General features: G+C 52.3%; 18 protein-coding genes. 9 read left to right on the top strand and 9 right to left on the bottom strand.

All coding sequences use genetic code 11. The features are described from left to right. Positions 1 to 253 precede the first annotated feature (253 nt). From secA to J0X12_RS00135, 5 genes are all read left to right on the top strand, one after another. The gene (gene secA / locus J0X12_RS00115) at positions 254 to 2,935 is read left to right on the top strand and encodes a preprotein translocase subunit SecA (protein ID WP_207040709.1); all 2,682 of its coding nucleotides are present in this window, start codon (positions 254 to 256) and stop codon (positions 2,933 to 2,935) included. A 58-nt stretch (positions 2,936 to 2,993) separates the two neighbouring features. Continuing rightward, positions 2,994 to 3,428 carry a tellurite resistance TerB family protein gene (locus J0X12_RS00120; protein WP_207040711.1) on the top strand — a complete coding sequence of 145 codons (435 nt, stop codon included), beginning with the start codon at positions 2,994 to 2,996 and terminating at the stop codon, positions 3,426 to 3,428. Between the two features lie 117 nt (positions 3,429 to 3,545). Beyond that, positions 3,546 to 3,884 (top strand): ferredoxin FdxA, encoded by a 339-nt coding sequence (fdxA, locus tag J0X12_RS00125; protein ID WP_207040713.1) that lies wholly within the window; start codon positions 3,546 to 3,548, stop codon positions 3,882 to 3,884. Positions 3,885 to 4,158: 274 nt separating this feature from the next. Next, positions 4,159 to 4,656 carry a CarD family transcriptional regulator gene (locus J0X12_RS00130; RefSeq protein ID WP_161313524.1) on the top strand — a complete coding sequence of 166 codons (498 nt, stop codon included), beginning with the start codon at positions 4,159 to 4,161 and terminating at the stop codon, positions 4,654 to 4,656. 219 nt (positions 4,657 to 4,875) lie between these two features. After that, positions 4,876 to 5,595 carry a metallophosphoesterase family protein gene (locus J0X12_RS00135; RefSeq protein ID WP_207040715.1) on the top strand — a complete coding sequence of 240 codons (720 nt, stop codon included), beginning with the start codon at positions 4,876 to 4,878 and terminating at the stop codon, positions 5,593 to 5,595. Between the two features lie 11 nt (positions 5,596 to 5,606). Here J0X12_RS00135 and J0X12_RS00140 read toward each other — a convergent pair whose 3' ends face one another. Beyond that, on the bottom strand, positions 5,607 to 7,100 hold the full coding sequence (locus J0X12_RS00140; RefSeq protein WP_207040717.1) for a M48 family metalloprotease: 1,494 nt from the start codon (positions 7,098 to 7,100) through the stop codon (positions 5,607 to 5,609). 7 nt (positions 7,101 to 7,107) lie between these two features. Continuing rightward, positions 7,108 to 7,887: a thermonuclease family protein gene (locus J0X12_RS00145; RefSeq protein ID WP_207040719.1), complete on the bottom strand. Its 780-nt coding sequence runs from the start codon at positions 7,885 to 7,887 to the stop codon at positions 7,108 to 7,110. A 179-nt stretch (positions 7,888 to 8,066) separates the two neighbouring features. Here J0X12_RS00145 and J0X12_RS00150 point away from each other — a divergent pair, with 179 nt between their 5' ends. The 4 genes from J0X12_RS00150 to J0X12_RS00165 all read left to right on the top strand — a co-directional run bounded on the left by J0X12_RS00150 (position 8,067) and on the right by J0X12_RS00165 (position 11,424). Next, a complete protein-coding gene (locus tag J0X12_RS00150) occupies positions 8,067 to 8,816 on the top strand; it encodes a phosphoadenylyl-sulfate reductase (RefSeq protein WP_207040721.1) in 750 nt (249 codons plus the stop codon). 135 nt (positions 8,817 to 8,951) lie between these two features. Next, positions 8,952 to 9,266 carry a DUF2849 domain-containing protein gene (locus J0X12_RS00155; protein ID WP_207040723.1) on the top strand — a complete coding sequence of 105 codons (315 nt, stop codon included), beginning with the start codon at positions 8,952 to 8,954 and terminating at the stop codon, positions 9,264 to 9,266. A 15-nt stretch (positions 9,267 to 9,281) separates the two neighbouring features. Continuing rightward, positions 9,282 to 10,937 (top strand): nitrite/sulfite reductase, encoded by a 1,656-nt coding sequence (locus J0X12_RS00160; protein ID WP_207040725.1) that lies wholly within the window; start codon positions 9,282 to 9,284, stop codon positions 10,935 to 10,937. Further along, complete coding sequence (locus J0X12_RS00165) at positions 10,930 to 11,424, top strand: DUF934 domain-containing protein (RefSeq protein ID WP_207040727.1); 495 nt, start codon at positions 10,930 to 10,932, stop codon at positions 11,422 to 11,424. The genes J0X12_RS00160 and J0X12_RS00165 overlap by 8 nt, the downstream gene beginning before the upstream one ends. Positions 11,425 to 11,505: 81 nt before the next feature. Here the strand turns inward: J0X12_RS00165 and J0X12_RS00170 are convergent, their stop codons facing one another. The 7 genes from J0X12_RS00170 to J0X12_RS00200 all read right to left on the bottom strand — a co-directional run bounded on the left by J0X12_RS00170 (position 11,506) and on the right by J0X12_RS00200 (position 19,437). Continuing rightward, positions 11,506 to 11,982 carry a YHS domain-containing (seleno)protein gene (locus J0X12_RS00170; protein WP_207040729.1) on the bottom strand — a complete coding sequence of 159 codons (477 nt, stop codon included), beginning with the start codon at positions 11,980 to 11,982 and terminating at the stop codon, positions 11,506 to 11,508. A gap of 106 nt (positions 11,983 to 12,088) precedes the next feature. Beyond that, positions 12,089 to 12,751, bottom strand: a complete 663-nt coding sequence (locus tag J0X12_RS17270) for a rhomboid family intramembrane serine protease (RefSeq protein ID WP_207040731.1) — start codon at positions 12,749 to 12,751, stop codon at positions 12,089 to 12,091. Between the two features lie 20 nt (positions 12,752 to 12,771). Then, positions 12,772 to 13,407 carry a glutathione S-transferase family protein gene (locus J0X12_RS00180; RefSeq protein ID WP_207040733.1) on the bottom strand — a complete coding sequence of 212 codons (636 nt, stop codon included), beginning with the start codon at positions 13,405 to 13,407 and terminating at the stop codon, positions 12,772 to 12,774. Positions 13,408 to 13,463: 56 nt separating this feature from the next. Beyond that, positions 13,464 to 14,663 carry a CaiB/BaiF CoA transferase family protein gene (locus J0X12_RS00185; protein ID WP_207040734.1) on the bottom strand — a complete coding sequence of 400 codons (1,200 nt, stop codon included), beginning with the start codon at positions 14,661 to 14,663 and terminating at the stop codon, positions 13,464 to 13,466. Then, on the bottom strand, positions 14,660 to 16,759 hold the full coding sequence (locus J0X12_RS00190) for an acetate--CoA ligase family protein (protein WP_207040736.1): 2,100 nt from the start codon (positions 16,757 to 16,759) through the stop codon (positions 14,660 to 14,662). The genes J0X12_RS00185 and J0X12_RS00190 overlap by 4 nt, the downstream gene beginning before the upstream one ends. Positions 16,760 to 16,792: 33 nt before the next feature. Further along, a complete protein-coding gene (locus tag J0X12_RS00195) occupies positions 16,793 to 18,604 on the bottom strand; it encodes an acyclic terpene utilization AtuA family protein (protein ID WP_207040738.1) in 1,812 nt (603 codons plus the stop codon). Positions 18,605 to 18,609: 5 nt separating this feature from the next. Beyond that, on the bottom strand, positions 18,610 to 19,437 hold the full coding sequence (locus J0X12_RS00200) for an enoyl-CoA hydratase/isomerase family protein (protein WP_207040740.1): 828 nt from the start codon (positions 19,435 to 19,437) through the stop codon (positions 18,610 to 18,612). Between the last annotated feature and the right edge of the window lie 11 nt (positions 19,438 to 19,448).

The raw sequence follows: 19,448 nt of genomic DNA on the forward strand, positions 1-19,448 counted from the left end.
CAAGCGAATATAGTAATATTTCTTATCAGGACAACCTTTCATACGTTACGATGATTTATTTCCATATTTTTGCCATCAAATATGCCGCTTTTTGCCTCTACCGCGCCGGATAGATTGACATGACTGCGCTGGCCCCTTATCTGTCAGCATATTCATATAGATGGTTTTTTCTTATAAGAAGAGACTAAATATACAATGTGCCTGCGCGAAATCGCGTATCCAGAAAAAAACCACGACTGGAGTTTAGTCAGATATGTTCGGTTCTATTGCCAAGAAGTTGTTCGGATCACCGAATGACAGGGCTCTTAAAGTCGTTCGAACCAAAGTTGACGAGATCAATGCGTTTGAAGACAAGATCAAACCATTGAGTGACGCCGAACTGATGGCAAAAACACAGGAATTTCGGGACCGCCTTGAAGCGGGAGCGAAACTCGACGAGCTCCTACCTGAAGCCTTCGCCTGTGTTCGGGAGGCCGCCTGGCGTGCCCTTGGCGAACGACATTACGATGTCCAGCTGCTTGGCGGTATCGTCCTGCATCAGGGCAAGATTACGGAAATGAAAACCGGTGAAGGCAAGACCCTTGTCTCTACCCTCCCCGCCTATCTTAATGCCTTAACCGGCAAAGGCGTCCATGTGGTGACGGTGAATGATTATCTGGCTCGGCGCGACTCGCAATGGATGGGGCAAGTCTTTGCCAAGCTTGGTCTCTCCGTCGGTTGCATCGTTCATGGCATCGATGACCAGGAACGTCGTGCCGCCTATGCGGCTGATATCACGTACGGCACGAATAACGAATTCGGATTCGATTATCTTCGCGATAATATGAAATTTGAAAAATCCGCGATGGTTCAGCGCGGATTTAATTTTGCCATCGTTGACGAGGTGGACAGCATCCTGATCGACGAAGCCCGGACGCCGCTGATTATTTCAGGGCCCGCGGAAGATTCCTCCGATCTCTACATGGCCATCGACGCCTTGATCCCGGCCCTTAAAGAGGATGACTATGAGGTCGACGAAAAGACCAAGACAGTTGGTTTTTCCGAAGACGGGACGGAAAATATTGAGAAAGTACTGGAATCTGCCGGGCTTCTCAAAGGCAGCAATCTGTATGATGTCGAAAACGTCACCATTGTCCATCATTTGAACCAGGCGCTTCGCGCGCATAAGCTGTTCGAAAAGGACAAGGACTATATCGTCAAGAATGACAAGGTCATCATCATTGACGAGTTCACGGGACGCATGATGGAGGGCCGGCGGTTTTCGGAAGGGCTTCATCAGGCACTGGAGGCGAGAGAGAAAGTCACTATTCAGCCGGAAAACCAGACCCTCGCCTCGATTACCTTCCAGAACTACTTCCGTCTATATAACAAGCTTGCCGGGATGACCGGCACCGCGGCAACAGAGGCGGACGAATTTCATGAAATCTACGGTCTGGAAGTTCTTGAAATTCCGACCAACGTTCCGGTTGCCCGTATTGATGCCGATGACGAGGTATACCGGACCGTAGAAGAAAAATTCGATGCCATCGTCGTGACTATAGAAGACTGCCTTAGAAGAGGGCAGCCGGTCCTTGTTGGTACCGTCTCGATCGAGAAATCAGAGATGCTCTCTGAGCTCCTGAAGAAGAAGAAAGTCCCGCATAAAGTCCTGAACGCCCGCTATCATGAGCAAGAAGCCGAGATCATAAGTCAGGCTGGACGTCTTAATGCGGTAACAATCGCGACAAACATGGCCGGCCGGGGTACCGACATCAAGCTTGGCGGCAATGAAGAGATGATGATCGCGGCCAGGACCGCTGATCTTACAGATGAGGCGGAAATTGCCAAAATCACCGCAGAAGTGAAGGCTGAAATCGCGGAGCAGCGCAAGCAGGTTCTCGACGCGGGCGGACTTTTCGTGATCGGCACAGAACGGCATGAGTCCCGGCGTATTGATAACCAGCTTCGGGGTCGCGCCGGCCGCCAGGGGGATCCGGGAACGTCGCGTTTCTTCCTGTCGCTGCAGGACGACCTGATGCGTATTTTTGGTTCGGAACGCATGGACGGCATGCTCCGCAAGCTCGGTCTAGAAGAGGGTGAGGCAATCATTCACCCCTGGATTAACAAGGCGCTTGAGAAAGCGCAGCAAAAGGTCGAGGCCCGTAACTACGAGATTCGCAAGAACCTGCTGAAATTCGATGACGTCATGAATGACCAGAGAAAAGTCATTTATGAGCAACGCATTGAATTGATGGATACACAGGATGTCTCCGAAACAATTTCCACCATGCGGGACGAGGTGATCGATGACCTTGTTGATACGCATATCCCACCGAAAGCCTATCCGGAGCAATGGGATGTAGAGGGCCTGAAACTGGCGGTCGCGCGAACACTTGCACTCGAACTGCCCATAGCCGAATGGGCGGCGGAAGAAGGCATTGCCGACGAGGAAATCCGGGAACGCCTGAAGGATGCGGCTAAGCGCAGGATGGCAGAGAAGGCCGTCCGCTACGGATCCGAAATTATGCGCATGGTTGAGAAAAGCATCTTGCTGCAGATTCTCGACCAGGCGTGGAAAGATCATCTCCTGCAACTGGATCAGCTACGTCAAGGCGTGTCGCTTCGGGCCTATGCTCAGAAAGACCCGCTCAATGAATATAAGAGCGAAGCCTTCAATATGTTCGAGTTGATGCTGAACCAGCTCCGCGAGACAGTGACAACCTATCTTTCGCATGTCCAGCTCCAGAACCCGGCGGAGCAGTTGCAGCGGCAGGAGCCGGATGAAAGCGAAATCACCGCGACCCACATCGACCCGGTCACAGGTGAAAACGAGTTTGAAACGGCGGAGCTGAATACGGACGGCACCAATGCTGAAAACTGGGGTAAAGTAAGGCGTAACGCGCCCTGCCCTTGCGGCTCGGGGAAAAAATTCAAGCAATGTCACGGACGGGTTTGAAGGAGCGGTTGGAAATTTCGTTTCAAGGTTGGCCATGATTTCGTTTTTAAGAACTCTTTTGTCCGAAAACACAGCGACGACGCCTGCGACCCAGGACGAGGCTCACATCGCGACAGCCGCCCTCTTGATCGAAGCCGCCCTGTCGGATGACGATTATCAGGATGTAGAACGCGATGCGATAGCCGATGTCTTGGTTCGGCATTACAAGATTTCGGACGCGGATGCCCGGGATTTGGTCCGGGAAGCGGAAAAAGCTCAGGCCGCGTCGGAACAGCTCTTTTATTTTACCCGTACCGTTAAGGAAAGCTTTCCTATTGAGACGCGGGTGCAGTTGATCGAGATGCTTTGGGAAATTGCCTATGCGGATGGGGTCTTGAGCAAGTTCGAGGCCAATCTCGTCCGGCGTATCGCGGGCCTCATTTACGTCAGCGATCGCGACCGCGGGAACGCGCGGAAAAGGGTGATGGCCCGTCTGGGGATCAATGAAGATTGATTTTTCGACGCCCCATTGATTTTGGGGTTGTTTTTCGCTGTTATTAGCGATAATCCGTAAAGGGACATTATTCGTGTCGTATTTATGTTGCTTTGATGAACTGGCTGGAGAACTTAAATGACCTACGTTGTTACCGAAAATTGCATCCGCTGCAAATTCATGGACTGCGTCGAGGTCTGTCCGGTGGACTGCTTTTATGAAGGCGAAAACATGCTGGTGATACATCCTGACGAATGTATCGACTGCGGTGTTTGCGAACCTGAATGTCCGGCCGAAGCCATCCTTCCCGACACGGAAGAAGCCGCTGAAAAATTCCTGGAACTCAATCGCGAATATTCTGAAGTTTGGCCGAATATTACGCAAAAAGGGGAACCGCCCGCCGACTCGGAAGAATGGGACGGAAAGCCCAATAAGTACCCCGAAGAATTCAGCGCGAAACCAGGCGGCGAAGGCTAACCAGGCCGACAGCCACCGTCGGCTTTTATAAAGCCGTTACATTTTATACAACAATATTAGCTTTACGCGCAGAATTGTGCTATAGTGCCTATCATGCATTAGGTTGGTTATAGCAGTGGTGATGTGTGGATAGTTATTATGGCTATTCGCGCAAAGTATAGCATGGCCTATTTTTGACGATTAATGTGAGGATTTGCAGCGCTCTAAACGCAGCTGTTTTTTTTTGCATTAACGCAAGAAGCGTGAATTCCCGCGGTTGATGAGAAGGACTTAAATGACAAAAGAAATGGATTTTGCACCGCTCGATCATGTGGTTTATCCGACCCACGGCGTTGGACAGGTTATCAGTATCGAAGAGCAGGAAATTTCTGGAATGGCGTTGACGCTTTATGTCGTTGACTTTGCCCATGAAAAAATGACGCTCCGGGTTCCGGTCAAGCAGGCCAAGAACGTCGGAATGCGCCCCTTGTCGACGCCAAAAAAGATGAAGAGTGCCCTGGACACGCTTAAAGGTCGCGCCCGGATCAAACGCACGATGTGGAGCCGCCGGGCTCAGGAATATGAAGCGAAAATCAATTCCGGTGACCCGGTTCAGATTGCTGAGGTTGTCCGGGATCTGCATCGCAATGACGATCAGCCTGATCAATCATATAGCGAACGCCAGATTTATGAAGCAGCGCTTGTAAGGCTCTCTCGCGAGCTCGCTGTTGTTGAACAGATCGAGGCGGATGCCGCCACAGAGAAAGTTCAGAAGGTTCTAAAAGCCGCCTGACTTTCGGTGGCAAGAGATCCAAACTGAGCCCGGATGAATATCCGGGCTTTTTTTGTATAAAATTTTCGCTAATTTCTTTGTTGGACTTGCCAATCCTCACCATAGGTTTCATTGTAAACAACTATGAAGTCCAGAAAATATAAAGAAAAATTCGGATGCCTGACCGCTTCTAAAAGAGTATGGGCAATAGCCTCTATTCACGGAGAAGCTGACGCCCTCATGGCCATGCATGAAGAAATCTCCCGGCGCTGGAGGCATGGCGACCGGATAGTCTACCTGGGAAACTATCTGGGTCGGGGCGCGAAAATCAGAGAAGTATTCGACGAGTTATTATCCTTTCGCATAAATCGGTTGTGCCTTCCCGGCATGATCCCGGACGACATCGTTTATCTTCGGGGGGCACAGGAAGAAATCTGGCGCAGTCTTCTGCAACTTCAACTTGCCCCGCAACCGACGGAAGTCCTCGACTGGATGGTCGCAAATGACCTTGGCTATTCCCTAGCAGCATATGGAGAAAGCCCGGACGAAGTCCGCAAGTATATTCGTGAAGGCATCCTCGCAACGACAAAATGGACGAATCGCCTGCGGGAGAAAATTCGCTCCTTTCCCGGCCACAACGAAATTTTTATCGCGCTGCGCCGGGCTGCCTACACCGAAAGTGGCGAATTGCTTTTTGTCCATGCAGGATTGGACCCGACCCTCCCCGTTGTCGAACAAACCGACAGCTTCTGGTGGGGCAATCGCCGGTTTAATGAGATTGACGCCCCCTATTTTGGTTTCAAGCGCGTTGTCAGGGGATATGAGAAACACCATGGCGGCGTAACGATCAAGCCGTACACGGTTACGCTGGATGGCGGATGCGGTTTCGGCGGCACGCTGGAGGCCGCCTGCTTAACCCTGGACGGAAAAATTGCGGATCAGGTCAGCATTCCTGCTTGATCGCGGCCACATTAGTTCCCTTCACGAATATTTTTATAAGGCTGGCCTGCGGGGGGAACCCCATTTTCAAACGTCGGGTTCAGAAGCAGGAAGAGCGCCATTTTATCTTTTGTAACATCCGCCATACTGGCAACAATTGCGTTCAGATCTTTATTTCCCGAAACTGTTTCTATCTTCATCAGAGTTGGCTTGATCGCCGTAGCCTCTGTGGCATCGAGTGGTCGAAAACTCTTGTAACTTTCTGTAAACCGGGTCTGCAGCGTATTATCAGGATTTTGCGTTTGATAAATAAACCGGGCAACGCGGCCGGCACCAAAGTCAATTACTGCGGCCGTCAGGTAAATCTTTTGCCCGCCCCGGTCGAGAACAACCCGCGTGACGGCGGCGGGGGCCCCTCCCACTTCCGTCGTCGAGATGGACGGAACCTGTAATTTGGCCAGCCATACATTTTGCAGATAGTCCGCCATTGACTGACCCGGACTATTTAGCTTTCCAAGATCGAAGACCATCTGGCTTCCCTTGCCGTCAACTGCAAAAACGGCCCGCGAGGAGTTGATAAGCTGGAATCCTTCAGGCGCGAAAAACTTGAACCGCAACTCGGGATGCAGGAATTCTCGCCCGCGGATAATTCCTTCTTTCGGGTCGTCTCCATAGAGCATGCCGTCTATTACGCCGAGATAGCGACTGCGACCATACTCTCTGTCAAGGTCGTCCGCATTTTCAGCAGCGCTCGCCGAAGCGCGCCCTATGCGATCTTCCGTTTGAGGGTGAGACGCGAAGAAGTCGAAATTGCCGCCGGACGAGTTCCCTGTCAGGCCAGCCATATATTCTGTTTGTGCGTCCATCCTTTTGAGAAAATCGGCCATGGCCTCACGTGGATAGCCGGCAAGGCCCAGGTATTTAACGCCGAGTTGGTCCGCTTCATATTCCTGATCGCGTGAATATCCCGCGACATAGAGCCCGCCAAGCTGTTGCCCCAACTGTTGTACAGCAGAACTTCCCGTAAGAACGCCCGCCAATACGCCGATCAGGCCGATACCGGTGGCACGGGATTGACGCGCGGCACCATGGCGGGCCGTGACATGCCCGATCTCATGGGCGAGGACACCGGCCACCTCCGCCTCGTTATTGGCGAGGGCAAGCAAGCCACGCGTGATATAGACATAACCTCCCGGCAACGCAAAGGCGTTGACCACCGGCGAATTGAGGACCGTAAACCGCCAAGGCAGGTCACGCATTTCGGAGACGAAAGCAAGGCGCAGGCCGATATCAAGAATGTAGTCATTCAAGCCTTCCTTCACATACTCGCCGCCATATTGGGCAACGACCCGGGAATGCTGCTCGGCTCCGATCTTCCTGTCATCGCCTGGCTCGAAAATTGAAAAGAGATTATCGATCAGATCAGCCTTGGCTGGCGTACTGGCTGGCACGGCAATCATCACCATCAACGGAATAAGAACAAGTCTCATGCGCTGCCATTTTCTGCCTGCGAACTCAATATTCATGTAATTCCTATTCCTCATTCTCCACGCCGTGTATTTCCAGCTGTTCGGGAAAATCAAGCTCCAGATAAGGTCCATTATAAAAACGCACCCTTCCCCTTACACTAACTGATCTATTCTTCAGGTCTGCCAACGTCCAGTCCTTACGCTCAAATTTTTTGCGGGACCGGGACGAAATCGCGACTGTAAAGTCGTTCCGCCAATCATCGCCGAAATTGAGATATGTGGCGCTCGCACCCCGGTAGACATCCCTCACCACACCTTCTGCGATGATGAACTGGCCATTCCAAAACTGTCGCGCCGGCTGGTTGGCGTCGATGATTTTAAAATTGCGCCACATTCCAATCTTCTCGATTGCGGCCCCCTTTTCTGCCCGCACGAGGCGGTCCCGAAGATCGGGAGGATAGCCTGGCGCGCCACTCCAGAGCCCGTATCCGCGCGCAATCAATTGTTCCTGCAACCATTGACCATCGGACAGGATAATTGTGCCATGAAGGTCCCCATACCGACTTTGAGCAACGTCGGATCTTTGGAATGCCGCTATATCAAGCTTGAAGGTTGATGGTTCCAATGATTCCAGAAGATAGCGTTGCGCCTTGCGATAAAGCTCTGGATCCTGGCTCTCTTCCACAAGGCGCACGCCATAGAGCGATACGCGAACACTGTTCTTTGTAACGATCCGGTCTGCTTCGATCTGTTCCATGACATATGTTTGCATGTCCGCGTCCGCACTGGCCGTGGAAATTGCTCCGATGCAAATCACCATTGTCAAGAAACCTGGAAACCGCATGCCCCCTCCTGTCCTCAGTTTGGGAAAATTCATGCGCGTGATCAATGAAATTGCGATGCTATTTACAACAAACCTTTTTTACATTAATTAAATGTATTTTTATTTTTTTACATTTTTTGTTGATATTTAAGTCTATACCACATACTTATTTCGTTAGAACAAATTTGATGGGATAGAAGATGACCAATTCAGCAGTCCAATTTTGCCCCGAATCGGAAGCCGCCCGACTTCGCGGCCTCTACAACCATCTCTCAGGGCCTGATCTACTGGAGGCGCTTGTCCATAACGAGCTTAATGGTCAGATCATGTTGTCGTCGTCGTTCGGGGCCGAATCAGCCGTTCTTCTGGATATCGTCGCGCAGGTCGACCCAACAATTCCTGTCATCTTCCTTGATACGCGCCGGCTTTTCGGTGAAACACTCCGGTATCAAAAGACCCTTACCGACTATCTCGGCCTGGAAGATGTTCGGATAGTCCGGCCTGATGACGGCGTTCTGCTGCGGCTCGACCCCGAAGACATGCTGTTCAATGAGGATCCGGATAAATGCTGCCACATCCGGAAGGTCGCACCACTTGATAACATCATGAATAAGATGGGAAATCTTGGATACAAGGCGTGGATTACAGGCCGAAAGCAGTTCCAGGCCGCGACGCGCACGACCCTTCCCAAGATCGAAGCGGACGCTGATTTCATCAAGATCAATCCCCTAGCTGACTGGACGACAGAGGATATTAAACAGGCTTTTCTTGCGAAGAATTTGCCACCCCACCCCCTGGTCGCCGATGGATTCAAGTCAATCGGCTGCATGCCCTGCACCAGCCGCGTCGCCGAAGGCGCCGATCCTCGATCTGGGCGTTGGGCTGGCAGAGATAAAACCGAATGCGGCATTCACCTATCGAAGCGGCCGGATTTGGTAACGGCCATATAATACACTTATTTTATGTGTTTTTATTTTATTTCACATTTTTGTTGCGAAATTAAAATAAACACCTAAATTTAGAGAATATAAATTGATTGGCTCATTCTCGACTGAATGATGGGCTTTTTTCAAAGGAGAACGACAATGGCACTGCAGGTTTACACAGCTTCGCTGTTGAAAGAAGGACTCGTTGCATATCTGGCACTCGACAATGGCCGTCCGTCATGGACAACCGATATTCATCTCGCTACCGTGAGCAATGATGACGCGCTGGAAACATTAAAAACGGCTGCAGAGCAATCAGAGCAGGATAATATTGTCGTCGCGCCTTACGCAATTGATGTCTTTCAGACCGAGAATGGCATTGTCGCTGCGACTAAGCGGGAACAGATTCGCGCCGCCGGACCGACGATAGCTCTGCCGCAGGACAATATTCGCGAGAGCCGTGAGGCTGCATAAACTTTAAGGTTTACCATGTATCAATATTCAGAGCAGGATCACCAGCTCCTGTTGGAGCGGGTATCCCAATTCCGTGGACAGGTGGCACGCCGTCTAAAGGGTGAACTGTCAGAAGAAGAATTCAAGCATCAAAGGCTGCGGAACGGCTTATACCTGCAACTCCATGCCTATATGTTGCGGGTCGCCATTCCCTATGGACTGCTATCATCGGAGCAGATGCGAACCCTCGCCCATATTGCCCGTAAATATGACAAAGGCTACGGCCATTTCAGCACGCGGCAGAATATCCAGTATAACTGGCCAAAGCTAGAAGATGTGCCGGATATTCTGGATGACCTTGCAAAGGTCGAGATGCACGCCATCCAGACCAGTGGCAATTGCATACGCAACACGACGTCTGATCCGCTTGCCGGTGTCGCCCGTGATGAGATTGAGGACCCTCGCCCCTATTGCGAACTGATCAGACAGTGGTCGACATTTCACCCTGAGTTCAATTTCCTGCCCCGCAAATTCAAGATCGCCGTCAGCGGCGCCACTCAGGACCGCGCGGCAGTGGCTGTGCATGATATCGGTCTTCGTCTGGTCAAGAGTAAAACGTCCGAGGAAATCGGCTTCGAGGTTTACGTCGGTGGCGGCCTCGGCCGGACGCCAATGCTCGGCAAGGTCATCCGCGCATTCCTTCCGAAGCAGGACATGCTGACTTATCTTGAAGCTATTTTGCGGGTCTATAACATGCTCGGCCGGCGCGATAACATCTATAAAGCGCGAATCAAAATCCTTGTCCATGAAACTGGCGAGGAAAAATTCCGCGAGCTCGTAGAAGCGGAATGGGAGAAGATCAAGGCTGGCGGCCTATATCTGAAGGAAGAGGACTTTAATTGGGTCAAGGGGTTCTTTAACGACCCTGAATACGACATCCTGCCCGATCAGGATGCGGATTTTGAGAATCTTATGCTCAGCAATGCGGATTTCGCCCGCTGGGTTGATAAGAACATCGAACTGCATAAACAGTCCGGCTACCGCATCGTTTACTTGTCCCTTAAAACCGCGCATCAACCTCCCGGCGATGTAACGGCCGATCAGATGGACGCCATCGCGGACCTGGCTGATAAATATAGCCTTGGCCATATTCGTACAACGCATCGCCAGAATCTGGTTCTATCGGACGTCCAGCTCAAGGACTTGCCCGCGCTGTGGGGAGAGTTGAAGGCGCTTGACCTTGCCACACCCAACTATAACCATGTGACCGATATCATCTCCTGCCCCGGGTTGGATTACTGCGCCCTGGCAACGGCACGTTCCATCCCGATTTCACAGGCGATCACGGCGCGCTTTGATGATTATGACTTCATCAATGACCTAGGCGATGTCAGTATCAATATATCTGGCTGCATCAATGCCTGCGGACATCATCATGTCGCCAACATCGGTATTCTGGGCGTCAACAAGAAAGGGACGGAAGTCTACCAGTTGACCCTCGGCGGGAGTGCCCGGGAAGATGCCGCGATCGGCAAGATCATTGGCCCGGCCTTTGAAGCGGACGAGATAGTGGATGCCGTCAGCGAGGTTCTTTCGGTTTATCTTGAAAATCGGGAGGATCCGGAGGAAACTTTCCTTACAGCTTACCGGCGGCTCGGCCCCGCCTTGTTTAAGGAACGGCTCTATGGATAACTACATTAAGGACCGCAAGGTAGACAGCAATGAATGGATGCCATTCACGGGGCTGGAGGATGGCGATTCCCTGCCGACGGGCGACATTTATGTCCCCCTGGAAGAATGGCTGAATGCCCGGGAAACTTTGCTCACGCGAAACGGCCGGTTGGGCGTTGCCCTTCGCAACACGGATGATCCGGCAATCATCAAGGATGATCTGGAAAGGCTGGACCTGGTTGTTCTCGAGTTCCCCAAAATGGCGGATGGACGTGCATTCACCCAGGCCCGTCTTCTTCGTGAACGCTACGGTTTCAAGGGAGAAATCCGGGCGACCGGTGATGTCCTGTATGACCAGCTGTTCTATATGCAGCGCTGCGGAATGAACGGTTTCGAGTTACGTGATGACCAGAATGCCTCCAACTCATTGAAAGCTTTTGATGAAATGACGGTCACCTATCAACCGGCTTCCGATGAGGAGCTTCCCCTCTGGCGCCGCAACAAATAAACAGTTAAGAATTAGAAAGTCGTATAACACGGCTTCTTTTGAAAGCACCTGGTTCTCGCTCCCCCGCAGCCAGGTGCTTTTTTATTTCAGGTCCTTGACGATTCCTGGCCAGTTGTTGTTCGCCAGCTTGATATTACCGGGAATATCCTCTTCCCACGTGCTCTGAACACCTTTTGAATAGTTAAGGTAGAGCTTTCCATCGACAATTTTCCATGCCTCCGGCACCGTTGAGGCAGTATATCCCTGACTCACAGCCCAGGCGCAGTATCCGCCGTATTGAGGCGCATATTTGTCAGGCTCAGCCTCGAACATTTTCTTGTGCTCAGCATTTGCAAAATACCAGTCCACACCTTTCCATTCGACGCTGTGGTCCTTACTGCCTTCAACTGGTTTTCCGTCCGTGAAATAGGCAACAACGTCATAGCCCTCAACAGCTGTTCCGAAGAGCGTGCTGTAGTAGAGCTTCTCCGCGGAAGCCGTCTGTATCATTGAAAATGAGAGAAGGGCGACAAACAGGGCAATCGCAAGGCCTTGAAGGCCGGTCAAACGGGCTATCATCTAGATGTTCCTTCCTTGCATAAAAGAAAAAGCCTATCTATGCATTCTCAAGATAATAATATCTGCCTTCCCCGCCAGCCACATTCAATAACAATGGCGTGAACAGTTAAGGGGAAGAAGTCCGCCGGCTTGAGTATAGGAGGGCCATGATCAATCCCACGGCAAAGCCGGCGATATGCGCAACCCAGGCTATTTCCGCCCCCGGGCCCACAAGAAGGGTGCCGAGCGGGGTCGCGCCAATAACCAGATTGATGCCGAGCAATACTGATATCATCGTGACAACACCCCTGAACCCGTAACGTGGTAACAAGACAATCATTGTGGCGCCCATGGCGCCAAAGACGGCCCCAGATGCGCCATATAGGGTGATATCCACAGTCGGTTCTGCAACCAGATACTCAATGAAGGCCCCGACCCAGCCTGACAGAAAATATAAAATCAGAAATCGCACAGCCCCGAACCGGCGTTCAGTCATTGTCCCGAAGGCAAGCAGCATGCCGGCATTTAGAACCATATGGCTCCAGTCATGATGAAGGAACATATGCGTATTGAGGGTCATAAATATATGTAACAGACCACCAACAGACGGCTGGTCGAGAATGGCCGAGATAACGGCAGGCCGGAAAGAAAAATTACTGTAGACCCAGTTCAGCGTTTCGGGCGCCGTAACTGTGAGCAGCAGATGCACACCAATAATCGCCGCTACCAGATAGACAGTTACGGGAGGCACATTGAAGACTGGCTCATGGTCCTGGGATTCATTTGTCACGCGGATCTAACCCGGTTTAATCATGTTGTTGCCGGACCATAGGAGTACTTGCCGCCTTTTTCAAGCGCCTGAATATACGCCGGGCGTGCCTGAATACGCTCAACAAATGCAGTAAGAGCTGGATAGGCTGACAGAATCCCGCGCGCGCGCGCGGCCTCCAAAGGGAAGGACATCATAATGTCCGCGCCTGTAAGGCTGGAGCCGACAAAAAACTCTCTCCCCGTCATTTCGCGATCCATGAAAGAAAAGTGATTTTCCGTTTCACTGTCAATTCGGGGCATTAACGGGGCAGCAGCATCTCCAAGGCGGCTTGTATAAAGCTTAAGGAGAAGCGGCAACATGGCGGAACCTTCGGCATAGTGTAACCATTCCACATAGGATGCATATTCCGCACTGTCTTGTTTCGGCGCGAGTTGCCCCGCACCGTAGGTCCGGATCAGATAGTCCGTAATTGCCCCGGATTCATGTAGCCGAAGCTCACCATCCGACAGCACGGGGGATTTGCCGAGCGGATGGATTTGCTTCAATGTGTCCGGCGCGAGGCGAGTCGTGGCGTCACGCTCATAGCGCACCACCTCATAATCAACGCCTAGTTCCTCTAATAGCCATAAAATACGCTGGGAGCGGGAGTCATTGAGGTGGTGAACCGTAATCATGATCAGCTATCCTTTAAGTAGTCAGTATATAATCCCCCGCAGACCGGATTTCAGGCTTACTTGTGTGCAATGATGTTTGCAATGTCACCGTCAGTATACCCCAGTTCACGCAAGATTTCTTCCGTATGCTGGCCTACTTTGCCAGGTGACGACGCCACTTTCTTCGGGCCATCTTCATTTGCAATAAACGGCACACCAACCAGGCGCAAGGCCTGATCGAACCCGGTGATATTCTCGCCCTGCACTACAATACCGCGATGTTCCAGTTGCGGATCGGACGTTGCTTCCGCCAGGGTACGAACCGCCTGAACGACGACCCCGACTTTGCTCATGATTTCCACCCATTCCGCTGTCGTTTTGGTTTTCATCGCCTCGCCAACGATCTTCAACCCTTCCTGCAAATTCTCCTGCCTCGCCTCGAAGGTGGCAAAGCGCGGATCTTCAAGCAGATGTTCCATTCCCGATGCTTTCAGCATGGCAATGTTATGATCCGGCGTAATCGTTGCGATCAGTACATTTCCGTCTTTCGTTTCGAATACACCCGCCGTCGGCTGACGCGTCGGCGATGCATTTCCGATCAGCGGAGGTACATTCCCGCGCACCATATAATCAGCCATCTGAGAGGCGGCCAGCAACATGGCACTGTCATACATGGCAACGTCGACATATTGCCCTTTGCCCGTCTTTTCCTTGCGATGAAGCGCGGACGAGATGGCGAAGGCTGCATTAACGCCGGTAAACATGTCGATCACCATAATGCCAATACGCATCGGTCCCGACTCTTCACTGCCATTAAGGGTGAACAGCCCAGAGGCAGCCTGAATGGCGGAATCATAGGCTTTGTCAGAGCTTCGTGGCCCTTGCTGGCCATATCCGCTGATCGAGCAATAGACGATTTCCGGCCGGCGCTTCTTCACGCTCTCATAGTCGATTCCCAGCTTCTTTGCGACACCTGGCCGAAAATTCTCGACAACCACATCGGCGTCTTCGATCAAACGATAGACAATCTTCCGTCCCTCTTCCGATTTCAAATCAATGGCAAGACTGCGCTTGTTCAGATTTGCTGTCAGAAAGGCCGGAGACAGGCGCTTGGCGACCATTTCCGCGTCTGAGAGAGTAGTCCGCAGTTGATCGCCCTTTACCGGCGCTTCAATCTTGATGACATCCGCACCCAATAGAGAAAACATCTGAGTACTGATCGGACCCGCCAATACTTGCGTGAAATCTACAACTTTTAGTCCTTCATACGCCTTCATGATGCGTCTCCCTTCGGAACGATCAGAGCATCGACGGCAACGGCCCCCTCCGGAAGAACGATAAACGGATTAACATCGATCGTTTCAATCTTGTCAGCATTTTCAGCCGCATAAACGGAGAGCTTGGATAGGGCTTCCGCCAGCGCATTCAAATCAGATGGTGGCGCCCCACGCACGCCATCAAGCATGGCGCGACCCTGAATTTCATTGATCATCCGATGCGCTTCATCCACACCGAAAGGCGCCAGGCGGAAGGTTACGTCCTTCAGCACTTCAACGAAGACTCCCCCCAGTCCGAACATAACGGCGGGACCGAAGACCGGGTCGCAGACAACCCCCATGACAGTCTCGACACCGCCCGAAACCATCTCAGCAACGATCACACCGTCAATCTTGGCATTCGGCTTCGCCTTTTTTGCGCGATCGATAAGCGTCGCGTATCCTTCCGCCACTTCTTTTTCTGAATTGAGCTTGAGAAGGACACCACCGATTTCCGTCTTATGGAGAATGTCTGGCGAGGCAATCTTCATAACCACCGCGCCACCGATTTTCTGCCAGACTTTAACCGCCTCTTCCGCGGATTGAACGAGTTCTTCGCGGGTAACAGGCACGCCGATACTGTTTAGTACCTTCTTCGCCTCATGTTCCGCAATCGGTTCAACTGGGGCCGGCAAAGCTCCCTTCGGCAATGCCGAGGGTTTGTCCGGCCGGCCACGCGAGAAAACCTCACCGAAATAGGTGAGCGCCGCCATGGCCCGAACGGTGAGCGACGGATCCTCAAAACAGGGGATGTTCATTTTTTCAAACGGTTCCACAATGTCCTGCGGTCCGATCAGGCTCATCATCATGACCTCATCGGGATATTTCTTGCGAATGTTCGCGAAAATCTCCCGGCAGGCATCACGCGTAAAGGGTGATGCCGGAACACCGGCGAGATAAACGATATGGCTGTCGAAATCGGCCTCCTCAATCGTCATCTCGATGTTGGCTTCCATCAATTTTGGATCATTGAGGGCCTGCGCCGTAAAATCGACCGGGTTATTGACCCCGGCAAACGGGATCAGCTCCTTCAGTTTCTTTTGCGTCGCTTTGGGAAGCGGGGCCACATCCAGGCCGTACTTCACTGAAGCATCCGCCATCTGCACACCAACCCCGCCGGAGATCGTTTGCAAGTCAATCTTGCGGCCCTTCGGGTAGTTGCCAAACTGACAGGCATAGGCGATATCCACGAATTCCTCGGTCGTTTCTGCACGGTACACACCGTATTGCTTAAACAAGGCGTCATACACCGCATCCGCACCGGCAAGCGACGCCGTATGAGACGCAGCGGCGGCGGCGCCGGCATCGGTTTTACCGACCTTCATAAAAATAACCGGTTTTTCTGCGTCCCGCGCCATTTCAAGCGCCCGGCAAACCCGGTCCGCATCCTTCATCCCTTCCGCATAGGCAAGGACAACTTTTACTTCGGGGTTCTGGGCGTAGTACTCAATCACCTCGGCAACATCAACGTCAGATTCATTGCCTGTCGTTACCCAATAGTTCGACCTAACGCCCCTGAGCTGCGAAACGGCAAAGACATGTGCGCCATAAGCGCCGCTCTGGCTGACAATGCCGATCGATCCGGGTGGGTGCAGTAAAGCCCCTGGAGCATTACTGAAAGTTCCATACCAGCCTGCACTGATGTTAAAGACACCAAGGCAGTTGGGCCCAATAATTTTCATCCCGCTTTCTTTGGCAATGCCCGTAATCTCACGCTGGGCACGGGCTCCTTCGTCGCTCTGCTCGGCAAAGCCCGACGTAAACATGACCGCACTTTTTACTCCCTGGTCCGCACAGTCACGCAATGTCTGCACCGCCACTTTCGCGGCAACGGCAATGATCGCGCAATCGACGCCTTTCGGGACATCCTGTATACTGGCAAAGGCTGGCAAATCCTGGATGGTTTCATAATTTGGATTTACAGGATAAATTTCGCCTTTATATCCCGCGTTCTTCATCGCATTTATTGGTCGGCCGCCGATCCGGGATGGCGTATTCGAGGCACCGATAATCGCCACAGATTTAGGCCGCAGCATGGGCTCAAGTTGATGGGTCATTCTTGTTTCCTTTTTTATCCCTACGACTAATTTTTATACTTGGCTTTCCATCAGGTCGCCTGGCACTTTAATCGGCAAGGCCAGAAGCTGCTGGGCATATGTTTTCGCCAAATTATCGAGATGCAGAGTGGAGGTTCCGCCACCCCCTAGACAATTCGTTAGCAGAAAATTCACCGCATTCATACCCGGTAAATCAAACCGCATGACGTCTCCTTCCACGACATGCCCGAAATATTCCTTCACGGCCTCTTCCGTCGCGCTTTGCTTAATCCAGGGAAGGTAATCAGGCTTGCGGGCAATGACGCCGACATTGGCATTGTTCCCTTTATCTCCGCTGCGTGCCGCGGCCAATGCAACCAAGGGAACTTCGATCATGGTGTCAGACGTCAATTTCAAAGGTGTTTCGGGAGCGGCATGACGTACTTTCGGGAAGTTTGAATATTCGCTCGGAACCTTTGTCTCATATTTAACCGGTTTATTATTTATATATACTTTCGGCTGAATTCTCGCTTTGTCGATCTGAAAGGCGAATTGCGCCACAACCGGTGTAATCTTGGGTCGGCCCGCTGCTCCGGCGGAGGTGCGACCTGTAGTCATGGAAAGACCGACACCCGTCGTTTCCTTGGAGAAAAGCTCCAATGCTGCCCGTTCATCATGCCGGACGTCTATCTGAGTAATGATTTCCCGGGCAGCGGCCGCATGTTCATCTGCATTCTTTCCCCATAGGGTTTGCGCACCGATAATATGCACAGCCGTATCGCGATAATCGCCGAGATTACGTTCGACAAAAAGACGGCGCGTCCGCTTGAGCAAAGCATTGGCAAAGGCCTGCCCCTTTTCCGCCGCGTCAAACCCGGTGACAACGGTCATTGCGGTCGCGCGATATCCATCCTTGTAGGTGCCGGATACTTTATACGTTGCCGTTGGCGGGCGACCCTTAACACCTGCGATCTCCAGCCAGTCTTTCCCTGTCTCGGTCAGGGTAACCCCGGAAAAATCACAAATCACATCCGGCATGATATAGGCTTCTGGATCGCCGATCTCATAGAGGATCTGCTCTCCCACCGTCAGTCGGGAAACAAGGCCGCCGGTGCCTTCTGGCTTGGTAATAGCAAAATTACCATCCTCCCAACACACGGCGATGGGATAGCCCATGTCATCCCAACCATCGACGGTATCACGCCAGTCCGTAAAGTTTCCGCCCGTCGCCTGCGCGCCGCACTCGAGTATATGTCCGGCGAGTGAACCTGAGGCAAGCTTGTCATAGTCATCGACCGTCCATCCGAATTCATGGATAAGCGGACCCAGCGTAACGGCACTGTCAACACAGCGCCCCGTAATCACTACATCTGCCCCCTGATCGAGAGCGGCGGCAATCGGAAATGCCCCGAGGTAGGCATTGGCGCTTATCATTCCGTCTGGCATCGGGGCGCCCGAAAACATCTCGGTCGTCCCTTCTGTCCTCAAATTTTCAATGTCATTGGTAAGATTATCGCCTTCGACGGTCCCTATTTTGAGATCCACGCCGGCGTCTTCAGCGACTTTCGCAAGTGCCGCAGCGCATGCCGCAACATTGACACCGCCCGCATTGGCGACAACCTTTATGCCACGCGCCTTAATTTCGTGAAGTAATGGCTTCATGGCGAGATCGACGAAATCCCGCGCATATCCAAGTTCAGGTGATTTCTCTTTCGCGCGCACCAAAATAGACATGGTGACTTCTGCCAGATAGTCGAATACCAAGTAGTCAAGATTGCCCTTCAGGACAAGTTGGCGGGGCGCCTCTTGAGAATCGCCCCAATACCCCGATGCTCCGCCAATCCGAATGGTTTTAGAACTTGCCATGTCCTTCATCCTTTCTTGTTATTGTCGGTGATCTGCCAGGATGGCTTTCGCTTTTCCGCGAAGGCGGTCTGTCCTTCCTTGCCTTCTCCACCTCGATTGAGTTCAGAGAATTTTGCCGCCGAAAAGCGCACCATTTCCTCTTCCGGGAGCGATCCGACCTTCAGCATAATCGCCTTGGTCGCCGCGTTGGCCATCGGGCCGCAGCGCAGTACCCGGGCCACCACATCTTCCAACATCGCATCAATGTCTGCATCGGCGGAGAGATATTGTGCGATACCATACTCATACGCCTTTGCGCCGTCGAAGCGTTCCCCCGTGAGCGCGAGCTGGCGGGCACGTGTCAGCCCAATACGTTTCACCACATACGGCGCAATCTGCGCTGGCGCAACGCCGAGTGTCGTTTCAGGCATACCCATCCGGGCGCCTTCCGCAACGATTGTAATGTCGGCAAGACAGGCGTAGCCCATGCCACCCCCGAACGCGGATCCCTCTACAACAGCGATAGTCGTCTGTGGCAAATGCTCGAACTTCAGGAAGGCCATACCGGCGGCCTGGTTACGCTCCATAATCGGGTCGCTGTCCTTGGTGACAACATCCTCGGCCATGTTGCGACGTTCCTTGATATCTCCCCCCGCACAGAAATGCCCTCCCACTCCACGCAGGACAACGACCCTCACATCCGGTGTCGCCTCAAGCCAATCAACAACAGCCGCAAATTCCGCTCCCATTTGACTGTTGATGGCATTTCTCTGGTCGGGCCGATTGAACCACAGGTTCAAGCGCCCCTCAGCAACTTCAAGCTTTAAAAATTCACATTCCGGTAGTTCATGCATTTTCTTTTTCT

It is taken from the genome of Sneathiella sedimenti (assembly GCF_017313765.1).
In the GTDB taxonomy this organism is placed as follows: domain Bacteria; phylum Pseudomonadota; class Alphaproteobacteria; order Sneathiellales; family Sneathiellaceae; genus Sneathiella; species Sneathiella sedimenti.